General features: G+C 65.8%; 11 protein-coding genes and 1 riboswitch. Of the genes, 2 read left to right on the top strand and 9 right to left on the bottom strand.

Annotated elements, in window-relative coordinates:
* Position 1 precedes the first annotated feature (1 nt).
* The 8 genes from gspM to NUH88_RS14515 form a co-directional block, all read right to left on the bottom strand.
* Positions 2-547 carry a type II secretion system protein GspM gene (gene gspM, locus NUH88_RS14550; RefSeq protein WP_257767133.1) on the bottom strand — a complete coding sequence of 182 codons (546 nt, stop codon included), beginning with the start codon at positions 545-547 and terminating at the stop codon, positions 2-4.
* Positions 544-1,554 carry a PilN domain-containing protein gene (locus NUH88_RS14545; RefSeq protein ID WP_257767132.1) on the bottom strand — a complete coding sequence of 337 codons (1,011 nt, stop codon included), beginning with the start codon at positions 1,552-1,554 and terminating at the stop codon, positions 544-546. Before NUH88_RS14545 ends, gspM begins: the two co-directional genes overlap by 4 nt.
* A gap of 66 nt (positions 1,555-1,620) precedes the next feature.
* Positions 1,621-2,367, bottom strand: coding sequence for a hypothetical protein (locus NUH88_RS14540; RefSeq protein ID WP_257767131.1), 747 nt, complete (start codon positions 2,365-2,367; stop codon positions 1,621-1,623).
* Entirely contained in the window at positions 2,364-2,915 is a 552-nt protein-coding gene (locus NUH88_RS14535) for a PulJ/GspJ family protein (protein WP_257767130.1), read from the bottom strand. Before NUH88_RS14535 ends, NUH88_RS14540 begins: the two co-directional genes overlap by 4 nt.
* A complete protein-coding gene (locus NUH88_RS14530) occupies positions 2,912-3,277 on the bottom strand; it encodes a PulJ/GspJ family protein (protein ID WP_257767129.1) in 366 nt (121 codons plus the stop codon). Before NUH88_RS14530 ends, NUH88_RS14535 begins: the two co-directional genes overlap by 4 nt.
* Positions 3,274-3,708, bottom strand: a complete 435-nt coding sequence (gene gspG, locus NUH88_RS14525) for a type II secretion system major pseudopilin GspG (protein WP_257767128.1) — start codon at positions 3,706-3,708, stop codon at positions 3,274-3,276. Before gspG ends, NUH88_RS14530 begins: the two co-directional genes overlap by 4 nt.
* A gap of 20 nt (positions 3,709-3,728) precedes the next feature.
* The gene (locus tag NUH88_RS14520; protein WP_257767127.1) at positions 3,729-4,745 is read right to left on the bottom strand and encodes a type II secretion system F family protein; all 1,017 of its coding nucleotides are present in this window, start codon (positions 4,743-4,745) and stop codon (positions 3,729-3,731) included.
* Positions 4,746-4,755: 10 nt separating this feature from the next.
* Positions 4,756-6,393, bottom strand: coding sequence for a GspE/PulE family protein (locus NUH88_RS14515; RefSeq protein WP_257767126.1), 1,638 nt, complete (start codon positions 6,391-6,393; stop codon positions 4,756-4,758).
* A 137-nt stretch (positions 6,394-6,530) separates the two neighbouring features.
* On the opposite strand from NUH88_RS14515, the gene NUH88_RS14510 reads away from it, so the two are divergent.
* Positions 6,531-8,780, top strand: a complete 2,250-nt coding sequence (locus NUH88_RS14510) for a CHASE2 domain-containing protein (RefSeq protein ID WP_257767125.1) — start codon at positions 6,531-6,533, stop codon at positions 8,778-8,780.
* Between the two features lie 49 nt (positions 8,781-8,829).
* The gene (locus tag NUH88_RS14505) at positions 8,830-9,288 is read left to right on the top strand and encodes a GNAT family N-acetyltransferase (protein ID WP_257767124.1); all 459 of its coding nucleotides are present in this window, start codon (positions 8,830-8,832) and stop codon (positions 9,286-9,288) included.
* 115 nt (positions 9,289-9,403) lie between these two features.
* Here the strand turns inward: NUH88_RS14505 and gdhA are convergent, their stop codons facing one another.
* Positions 9,404-10,759 carry an NADP-specific glutamate dehydrogenase gene (gene gdhA / locus NUH88_RS14500; RefSeq protein ID WP_257767123.1) on the bottom strand — a complete coding sequence of 452 codons (1,356 nt, stop codon included), beginning with the start codon at positions 10,757-10,759 and terminating at the stop codon, positions 9,404-9,406.
* A gap of 193 nt (positions 10,760-10,952) precedes the next feature.
* Positions 10,953-11,164, top strand: a riboswitch (cobalamin riboswitch).
* Positions 11,165-11,218: the final 54 nt, after the last annotated feature.

The following is an 11,218-nucleotide window of genomic DNA, read 5'->3' as shown; positions in this document are numbered from 1 at the left end:
CTCAGTCGATCTCCAGCACCGGCGCGCGCAGGTCGAGCGCCAGCGTCATGCGCCCCGTCCGGCCGGTCGCCCGGATCGCGGCTTCCTCGATCAGGATTGCCGGTTCCGCGCCCCGCACGGCAATCAGCAGCGACTGGATCTGTTCCAGGGTCCCCTCGCCGTCGAGCGTGAGCGCCAGCAGCGACAAGCGGCTCCCGTCCCGTTCGGTTTCTCCGACCTGGAAGCGTGTCAGCTCGACCCCGGCTTCCGACGCCATCCGTCGGAGCTGCGCCTGAAAATCGGTCTGCCGGCGGCTGTCCGGCGGACCGAAATGCACGGGCCAGGTGTGCATCGTGTCGGACGCAAGCGTGAGGGCGGTCGAGAGCGCGTCGCTGGTTTCGAGCAGTGCCTGCTGGCGCGCAAGCAAGGCACGGCGCTGATCGAGCCTCGCCTGCTCCGCCCGGCTCCAATCCTGAACCGGAAGCACCAGGCCGGCCCAGAGCGACACCACAAGGGCCAGCAGCAGGCTCCACGCGAGCACCGGCGAAAGACGCAGCCCGCCACTCATTGCGACACCCCCAATCGGGCAACGATACGGAACCGCTCGCGCCCGCTGCCGGGCTCCCGCGTCACCGGCGCCTCGAAGCGCGCCTCACTCAATCCCGCCACCGCCTCGATCCGCTCCAGCAACCCGCTGGCGTCGCGCGCGAAGCCTTCGACCGTGAGCCTGTCCCGAGCGATGACGAAGCCCGTAAGCCAGGCATCGTCCGGGACAGCGACCGTAACCTGCTCAAGCAGTCCGGCGACGTCCGGCGAGGCGCGCAGCAGGTCCTGAAACCGGCCTGCCAGCTCCCGCTGCGCCAGAAAGTCCGAACGCGCGCTCTGCAAAGCCGCGACCTGGGGACGCAGGCGCTCCGTCTCGCGCGTCACGTTTTCCAGCGCGAGATAGGGCTTAGGCGCAGGCGACAGGATGGCGGCAAGCAGCAGGACCGACAGCAGCCCGATCCATGCCGCTGCATTCGCGCGGCTTGCGACGACTGGCGCGCCCGAAAAATCGACGGCGGACGGCGCATCGAACTGCTCCGTACCCGCAACCAGCAGGTCGGGCGCCCCACCGCCCGCTATCTCGAACTGCTGCCGTACCTGATCCAGCCGGACCTTCGGAACGACATGCAGACGGATCTGCAACTTCCCGTCTCGCTCTTCCAGAAGATCGTAGGCGAGCCGGACCTCGCTCCGCTTGAACGGCGTCAGGCGCTCGACCTCCCCGTCAAGCAAAGGACCGAGGGAGCGGCGGGCGGAGGCCGGAACAGAGAGCGTTACCGTCACCCGCGCCCCTTCCGGCATCGCAAGCGCGACCGGACGCCCGAGTTGGCCGATCTGACGCGAGAGATCCTCGCTAGTAGCTTTGCCGCGCGGCTGAACCTTGCCGCCGCGAATACCGAACAGCCGAAAACCTTCTTCAAGCGGATCGACGAGCGTGACGGAGCGGCCGACGAGGAACCGCAGGCGCGTCGGCAGGCCGGCGACGAGACCGTCGCCCCACGCATCGATGAATGCACCCAGTCCCGTCACGGGCTCCCCCGGAAATCCATTATCCGCGCGCCATGGTACAGGGCCGGATGTCCCCGGCAAGCGGCCTTACTCACTGGAGCGCCATTCGAGGATGCGAAAGGGTCGCCGGACGTCGTGGGAGAGCGCGATCACCGCATCCAGCGCGACCAGCGTGCCCGGCCCGGTCTCGTGCTCTGCAGAAAGTTGCCAGGTACGGCCGCCGCCTCGCCCGTCGAGCACCTTGCCGGATCGACGCTCCGCCCGCTCCACCGCTGCAGCTAGGTCGGGCTTGGAATGCACGCTGTCGACGAAACCGGCCCGGCACTGGACCGTCACCCGGGATTTGAGATGCTCGCGTTCGGCCCGGCCAAGCCCCGGCAGGACCAGCAACTGGGAGACATCGACGAATGGCTCCCGCGCGCTGCGCGCCGCGCGTACCAGCTCGACGACCGCCGAAGCGCGCACCTTTTCGAGCCCGAGACCGGCGAGCATTTCCGAGAGCACATCGAGATCGCCGTGATTGAGGTCCCATCGGCCGCAAATATCCGCGACCCGCACTTCGACGGTTTCCCCGCCGATATTCACCTCGCGGGCGGAAATGCGCTCACCCAGACTCTCCGCGAGATCGGCGTCGAAAAGTTCCGGGATCACGGCCTGCACCGCGCTCTCAAGCAGAACCGCGTTCCGCGATCGCTCTACCGCGACCGAGGCCGAGCCGACAGCCGTGCGGCCGAGACCGGTCAGACCGACAAGCAGACCGGACGCGACCGCGAGGATGACGAGCGCAAGCAGCATCGCCGTGCCGCGCTCGGCATTTCCCGGACGCCCACTCACTGATCCGCCCTTTCGACTGGAACCGCGACGACAATGGCCGGACCGTCTTCAAGCGTGAGACGGAGAAGGCGGGGCGTCGTGCGCTCGCCGCGCCAGATGTCATGCCAGGCAGGTGCTTCCTCCGCGCTCTTTCGGCCGAAATAGGAAAATGTCCCGGCGCCGGCATCGAAACTCGCGACGTCCTCGGCGAACCGTCCCTCAGTCAGCCTGATGGAGCCTTCTTCGGAAATCGCGAAGACGCGGCCGCGTGGACCTTCGGCGCCGGCAGCAACAAAACGGAAGCTGCGCGCGTCGCCCAAAAAGCTGCTCTCCGGGCGGCTTGAATCATAATCGAGGAGCGGCAGCACCGCGTTCATCTCTCGCCGGAGCCGCCGCTCGAGCGCGATACGGTCCCCGATAACCTCTACCCGCGCCGCGAGACGCCTCTCGCCGTCGAGGGCGAAACGGACGAGGCCGGTCGCGAGCACCGAAACAAGACCGATCAGCGCCAGCGCCACCAGAAATTCCAGGAGCGTGAACCCGGCTTCCCGGTCCCGCCGCGGCTTCACCTTTTCACTCCAACCGGAAGCGTCCTGACGGCATCAAGCGCGATCTCCGCTCCGCCAAGGCGGACCGCCAGCGCAATATCGTAGCTGATGAAAGAGTCGGTTCCGCCGCGTTCGGTGACGGTCGCCGTCCATTCTCCCCCGCCGTCCAGATCTCCGGTCAGTTCGCCGGAGTGAAGCGGACGGCTGACACCGAGTTCCGCCAGCACCGAGCGCGCGGCGCTCATAGCCTCGGCGGTCCGGCCGGCACGCGAGGACGCGAAAATCCCGGCACCGAGGGTCTCCGCCAGCAAGGTCGCGACCAGTGCGATCAGCGTCAGGCCGACCAGGGTTTCAAGCAGGGAAAATCCGCCGTCCCGGCTCATGGTCTGCTGAGATCGGCATCCTCGCCCTCGCCGCCGGGAGCGCCGTCCGCCCCGAAGCTCGTCAAGCGGTAGGGCGCGCCGTTCCCACCCGGCTGGCGGTAATCGTATGCCCGCGACCACGGATCGAGCGGAACTTCCTCGCCCTGGAGATAGGGCCCGTTCCAGCGCCCCATCCCCGAAGGCCGGGAGACCAGCGCCGCAAGGCCTTCCTCGGTGCTGGGATAACGCCCGGTATCGAGATGCAGGAGATCGAGCGCCGTGGCGAGATTCTCCATCTGGGCCGCGGCGACGTCACCCTTCGCCTTGCCCAGCACACCCATCACGCGGGGGCCGACCAAGGCCGCGAGCAGGCCGAGGATCACCAGCACCACGAGCAGTTCAAGCAAGGTGAAGCCCTCGTCGCCCTGGCGCTTGCGTTTCGTCCGATTCATGCGTCCCCCTTGGGCCCGTCTCAGAGCATCGCGTCGTTCAGGCTTGTCACGGTCAGCATCAGCGCGATGACCACCGTGGCGACCACGCCGCCCAATACTATGATGATGAACGGCTCGATCAACGCTGTCAGCCGCGTAAGCCGGCCGCGCGCTTCCTCGCCATGGTAATCCGCCGTCCGCGCCAGCATGAGATCGAGGCTTCCGCTCTCCTCGCCGATACGAATCAGCTGCAGGGCCGCGTCGGGAAAGCGCCCGCTCTCGGCGGCGGCCGCGGACAATGTCCGCCCCTCGCGCACCCGGGCCGCAAGCTGCTCAGCTGCCTCCCGCATCACACCGTTGGAGAACAGAGCCGACGCAACGACGAGTGCATCCGGCAACGGCACGCCGCGGCCCGCGAGCAGGGAGAGGCCGCGCGTCCATCGTTCGATCTCGATGCTTTCCAGCAGACGGCCGAACACCGGCATGCGCAGTAGCGCCTCGTCGGCCTGGCGGCGCCCGGCGGGCGTGAACAGCCCGGCGAGGAGCGTTCCGGCCAGGACGAGCGCAATCCAGCCGTAATCCCGGACCGCTTCGGAGAGCGTGAGCAGGCCTTGCGTCAGGGCCGGCATGTCCGTTCCGCCCTGACGGAAGATCGGCTCGAAGCGGGGGATGACGAAGACCATCAGGGCCGTGATAGCGCCGATCGCGGCCACAGTCAGAACCGCAGGGTAGGTCAGCGCCGTGCGCAGTTTTTCCCGATCCGCATGACGTGTCTCGTGATGACGGGCGAGCGCGGCAATGCCGGGACCGAGTTCTCCGGTTTTCTCCGATGCCGCGATCACCGCCCGGTCGAAACCGTCAAACGGCTCGCCCGCCTCTCCGATGGCGGAAGAGAGACTCTCCCCCGCTTCGAGCCGGGCGGCAATCTTTCCCGCGACACCTGCAAGACCGGCCATTGCCCGGTCCCCGGCGAGCACGCGAAAAGCGCGGTCGGCGGGAAGGCCGGCGTCGAGCAGGGTGGAAAGCTGCCGGAAGAACAGCCGGAGGTCGCCGCGCACTGCCACCATCTCAGGCCCGGGCGCCGCCGAGCACGGCCAGCACCTCGCCCGCCGTTGTCTCTCCGGCAAGCAAACGGCGACGTGCGTCGGCCAGCATGGAGAGATCCTTATCCAGGACCGAGCGCAGACGGGATGCGTCAGCCCGCCCGGCGATGGCAGCCTCGAGAAGCTCGTCCATAGGCATGATTTCCGACAGAACCAGTCGCCCCCGATACCCGGTCTGATGGCAACGCGGGCAGCCGACCGCCTTGCCGATTTCGCTGCCGGAAGGCAGGCCGAGCCGGGTTGCGGCAACCTCTTCCACTCGCTCCTTGCCGCCGCATTCTGGGCAGAGCCGCCGAACAAGGCGCTGCGCCAGCACCGCGCGCAGGGACGCACTCAGCAGATAAGGCTCGATCCCCATATCCATCAGCCGCGCGGCCGCACCGGGCGCGTCGTTGGTATGCAGGGTGGAGAGCACAAGGTGCCCGGTCAGAGCCGCCTGCACCGCAAGGCGCGCAGTCTCCTCGTCGCGGATCTCGCCGACCATGATGACGTCGGGATCGTGCCGCAGCACGGAGCGGAGTAGATTGGCGAAACCGAGCCCGATGCGCGGATTGACCTGGATCTGGTTTACCCCGTCGAGCCGGTATTCGATCGGGTCTTCCAGCGTCACGATCTTGCGCTCGGCGAGATTGAGCCGCCGGAGCGCGGCATAGAGCGTGGTGGTCTTGCCGCTGCCGGTCGGACCGGTCGCCAGCACCATCCCGTGCGGTGCGGCGAGCACGGCGGTCAGGGCCTCGGCGACCGGCGGTGCGAGACCGAGCCTCTCTATATCGGTCGGACCGCGCTCGGGATCGAGCAGGCGGAGCACGACACTCTCCCCATTCAGGGTCGGCGCCGTCGAGACCCGGATATCGATCTTCCGCCCCGCCACCGACATGCTGGCGCGGCCATCCTGCGGCAGGCGCTTCTCGGCGATGTTGAGACCGGATAGCACCTTGATGCGCCCGACCAGCATATCCGTCAGATAAGCGGGCGGGCGGGCGCCGAGTTCCATCAGCCGGCCATCGATCCGGTAACGTAACCGGAGCCCGGCGCCGGAAGGTTCCAGATGCAGGTCGGAGGCTCGGTTCGAGATCGCGGTACGCACCAGATCTTCGAGCAGCCGGACCGCCGGTCCGTCCTCACCCGTCGCCGCCGCTTTCTCTCCCTGTTGCGCCAGCGCGGTATCGGCACCCTGTCCGTAAAGCCGGTCGAACGCGCGGTCGAGATCGGAAGGGCTCGCGACTTCGAGCCTGATCTCCTTGCCGACGAGCAGCTCCATCGCCTGAAGCGCACTGCGGTCGAGAGGATCGGCCACCGCGAGGATCAAAAGATCCGCTCTCTCCTCCACCGGGAGAATCCGGGATTGGCGGAGAAAGGAGAGCGTGGCTCCGCCCGCTTCGAGAGGTGCCGCCGGGAAACGTTCCGTGCCGGCAAACGGGACACCGAGATAGGCCGCGAGAGCCTCCGCCATCTCGGCCTCGCCGACGAGACCCGCGGAAACCAGCGCACGGTCGGGACGGTCCCGCAACGCGTCCCCTCCGGGTTCTCCGTCCGGCACTTCGTGGCCGCGCTCGCGCAGCAGGTCCCGCAATCCGCCATATTCGATCATCGCGTCTCTCAAGAAAGACTCGCCGGACTCTACGCCGCGACGTCGCCCCCCGCAATCGCCTGGGCTCGCAAAATCAGCCTGAATCAGTATCCTAGCCCCTACATCCATGACAAAATAGGTCGTGGTAGGAGCTGGAGCAGCGAGCGGGCATGAAAATTCTGGGCGGCAAGAAACTTCAGCTGATCTTTCCGCTCCTGATCCTGCTGTCGGCCGTCGGTTTCCGCATCGCCGACCCGATCCTGCTGGAGGAATTCCGGCTCCGCATCTTCGACAATTACCAGCGCTTGGCACCACGTCCCTATCAGGACGCGCCCGTGGTGGTCATCGATATCGACGAGGAGACACTGAAACGCCATGGCCAGTGGCCCTGGCCGCGCATCGAGGTCGCGGAACTGGTCCAGCGGCTCAGCGACCACGGCGCCGCGCTGATCGCATACGACGTCGTGTTTTCCGAACCTGACCGGACATCCCCGTCGCGGCTGCTCGGCGATCTCGCGAGCCGGGACGCGACCGGCCAGGTCTGGAACCTGATACGGGAGAGCGGCGCGCTCGACCACGATCTCCATTTCGCCGAAACCATGGCCGCGATTCCGGCGGCGACGGTCGCGGGTTTCATCCTGACCCAGCAGGATACAGGGTCTGCCCCGCCGAGCCGCGCCGGCTTCGCCATGGCCGGGGACGATCCGATCCAGTTCCTGACCGATTTCGAAGGCGCCGTCGCCAATCTGAAACCGATCGACGAGGCTGCGACCGGCATCGGCAGTCTGAACGCGATCACGGACAGCGACGGAGTCGTGCGCCGGGTACCGATGCTTGTCGCCCATAAAGGCAAACTCTATCCGTCGCTCACGGCGGAGATCCTCCGCGTCGCCCAGGGCGCCTCGACCTTCGTGGTGAAATCTTCCGGCGCCAGCGGCGAGGAGGCGTTCGGAGAGGCGACCGGGATCGTCGAGATCAAGGTCGGCGAACTGGTGCTCCCGACGGACAAGGGCGGGAGGGTCCTGCTGCATGACAGCGGTCCGGTCGCCGCGCGCTCCCTCCCGGCCTGGCAGGTGATGGCTGCCGAGCAACCTCTCCCGCGGCTCGAAGGCGCGATCGCGCTCATCGGGACCAGCGCCGTCGGGCTCAAGGACCAACAGACCACGCCGCTCGACCCCAACGCGGCCGGCGTCACGGTCCATGCCCAAATCCTCGAGCAGGCGTTCTACGGCGATTTCCTGCACCGCCCCGACTGGGCCGACGGCCTTGAAGTGCTGCTGCTGCTCTTTCTCGGGCTTCTGATCGTCCTGCTGTTCGCCCTGCCGCAGATCGCGACCCTGCCGGCGACCATCTTCAGTCTGGGGATCGTCGGCGGGGGAGTCGCCGCGAGCTGGTACGCCTATACCGACCAGAATCTGCTGCTCGACCCGATCTATCCGGGCATCATGGGAATCGCGGTCTATACCAGCGCATCGTTCCTGCGCTTCGTCTCGACCGAGCGGGAGCGCAAGCAAATCCGCACTGCTTTCGGCCAGTATATGGCGCCCGCCCTGATCGAACGGCTGGCCGAGGATCCGGGCCAGCTTCGGCTCGGCGGCGAGATCCGGCCGCTGACCCTGCTGTTCTGCGACATCCGCGGCTTCACGACGATCTCGGAACGGCTGAACGCCGAGGAACTGACGCACCTGATCAACTGCTTCCTGACACCGATGACCAACATCATCATGAGCCGGGAAGGCACCATCGACAAATATATGGGCGACTGCATCATGGCCTTCTGGAACGCTCCGCTGGACGTTCCGGAGCACGGTCGGCTCGGGGTCGACTCCGCGTTAGCCATGCGCGAGCGGCTGGTCCTGCTGAACTCGGAGCTGAAGCTGGAAGCGGCGGCGAAGAAGCAGCCGGATATCGAGCTCGGCATCGGCATCGGCCTCAATAGCGGCGAGGCCTGCGTCGGCAATGTCGGCTCGGACCAGCGCTTCGACTATTCCGCCCTCGGCGACACGGTGAACCTCGCATCCCGCCTCGAAGGCCAGTGCAAGACCTACGGCGTCGAGATCGTGATCAGCGAGAGCACCAAAGACGAGGTACCTGACTATGCGGTGCTCGAACTCGACCTGATCACGGTGAAAGGCAAGACGGTTCCGATACGGATCTTCACCGTTCTCGGCGACCGGGAGAAAGCGGCAAACCCGACTTTCCGGAGCCTGACCGGAGATAACGCCGCGATGATCGCGGCCTACCGGGAAAAGTGCTGGGACGATGCAGCGGAATATGCGGCATCCGCCCGGAGGCTTGCGGCCGAACTCGGGGAAAAGCTGGACGAATTCTACGGCCTTTACGATCTGCGCATCGCCGAAGCGAAGGAAAACCCGCCGCCCGATGACTGGGACGGGGTTTACGTCTCGCGCACCAAGTGACGCCGGGCTATAGAGAGGATCCGCCGACCCTTACCTAGCGAGCCATCCCGTGCCTTCTCTCAACTTCCGCCGCGCCATCGAATCAGACCTGCCCACCATTATCGAAATGCTCGCCGACGACGAACTGGGCCGCCAGCGAGAGGACATCAGCGTTCCCGTCGCGGAGTGCTACCGGCAGGCATTCTCGGCAATCTCGAAGGATGCGAACCAGTATCTCGCCGTTGTCGAAATGGACGGCGCGGTGATCGGCACCCTGCAGCTCAGCTTCCTGCCCGGCCTCTCCCATCAGGGTCTCTGGCGCGGCCAGATCGAGTCGGTCCGGATCTCCTCGAAGGCACGCGGCGGCGGCATCGGCCGGCAGATGCTGGACTGGGCCATCGCGACCTGCAAGGAACGCGGCTGCAGGATCATCCAGCTCACTTCCGACAAGAGCCGAAACGACGCGATCCGGTTTTACGAGAGCCTCGGATTCACGGCCAGCCACGAGGGGTTCAAGCTGAAGGTCTGAGCGATTGGTCGATACCTGTCCTGATTTTTGCACAAAGACAGGGTTGCGAAATCAAGGCCCGGCGCATCGCTGCAGTACACGCGCCTCACCGCAACATCGCTTCTAAAGGCTCAAGCTACACCACCCCAAAGGCCAGCATCGCGTCTCCGACCTTCTTGAAACCGGCGATGTTCGCGCCTTTCACGTAATTGCAGAAGCCGTCGCCCTGCAGGCCGGCCTCGTAGCAGCGCTTGTGGATACCGTCCATGATCGAGCGCAGCAGATCGCGCAGTTCCTCGCTGGAAAGCGCGCGGCGGGCGGAGTTCTGGCTCATCTCAAGGCCGGACATCGCGACGCCGCCGGCATTCGCGGCCTTTGCCGGACCGAACAGGACGCCCGCCTCGAGGAAGGCATGCACACCGTCGAGGCTGGTCGGCATGTTGGCGCCTTCCGCCACCGCCTTGCAGCCGTTCGCCAGCAGGGTCTTCGCATCCTCGAGATCGATCTCGTTCTGCGTCGCACAAGGGAGCGCCAGGTCCGCCGCCACACCCCAGGGACGCTTGCCCTGGTGATATTCCGCCCCGGGGAAATGTTCGGCATATTCGGAAATCCGGCCGCGGCGGACGTTTTTCAATTCCTTCACCCACTCGATCTTCTCCAGATCGATCCCGTCCGGATCGTAAATGAAACCGGCCGAGTCGGAGAGGGTCAGCACCTTGCCGCCGCGATGGTTCACCTTCTCGGCGGCATGGGTGGCGACATTGCCGGAGCCCGAGATCACCGCGGTCTTGCCCTCGATCTGCTCGCCTTTGGTATGGAGCATGTCCTCCATGAAATAGACCGCGCCATAGCCTGTGGCCTCCGGGCGCATCTCGCTGCCGCCATATTCCAGGCCCTTGCCGGTCAGCACGCCGGTGAAGTTGTTCGTGATGCGCTTGTACTGGCCGAACATGTAGCCGATCTCGCGCCCGCCGACGCCGATATCGCCCGCCGGTACATCCGTGTCGTGGCCCACATGTCGGTAGAGCTCCGTCATGAAGGACTGACAGAAACGCATGACCTCCGCCGCCGACTTGCCTTTCGGATCGAAATCGGCCCCGCCCTTGCCGCCGCCCATCGGCAAACCGGTCAGCGAATTCTTGAAGATCTGCTCGAAGGCGAGGAACTTCAGCACCGACTGGGTAACGGACGGATGAAAGCGCAGCCCCCCCTTATAAGGTCCGATGGCGTTGTTCGCCTGGATCCGGAACCCCCTGTTGACCTGGACGTCGCCCTTGTCGTCCTGCCAGCACACACGGAAACTGACGATCCGGTCCGGCTCGGTCAGCCGCTCCAGGATTTTCGCGTCGCGATACTTTGGATTGGCCTCGACGAACGGCATGATGTCCGCCGCGACTTCCTGCACGGCCTGGAGAAACTCCGGCTCTCCGGGATTTCGGGCTTTGACCCGCTCCATGAAACCTTCAAGCTCGGTCGATTGATCCGCGGCCATCGTCTCTCTCCCTATGACGGGCAATCCGTCCGTTTTCTTGAGTCCCGAAGTGTGCGCAGGGGGGACACGCCGAAACAACCTTACATTTTCCAATAAGAAGAAAAACGCGGCCCTGGGTAGATGCGGGATACTTCCGGCAACACGCGACGCTAGCCTCTTCAAAAAGCAGTTGATCCGCCGAGCGATATCCCGGAGTCTGTCGGACGATATGGGTTCCATCGCGGGCCAAGCCTGCGGGGACTTAAGAGGGAACACGGAAGGGACGACCCAAGAGGGGCCCGGGCCGTGACTGCCCCCGCAACTGTGAGCGTGAGCCGTTTCCACAATGCCACTGGCCCCGGCCGGGAAGGCGGAAAGACGGCAGGGAACGCAAGTCAGGAAACCTGCCCATGTCCATGTCCAACCCGGCCGGGCGCCCGCCCGGCGCTCTACCGCACGGAGGGTGCGGGAAAGGAAGCG

Origin of the sequence: Nisaea acidiphila, from assembly GCF_024662015.1 — a bacterium.
Taxonomy (GTDB): Bacteria; Pseudomonadota; Alphaproteobacteria; order Thalassobaculales; family Thalassobaculaceae; genus Nisaea; species Nisaea acidiphila.
The sequence above is the reverse complement of the archived record's forward strand: the minus strand, read 5'-3'. Positions and strand labels throughout refer to the sequence as shown.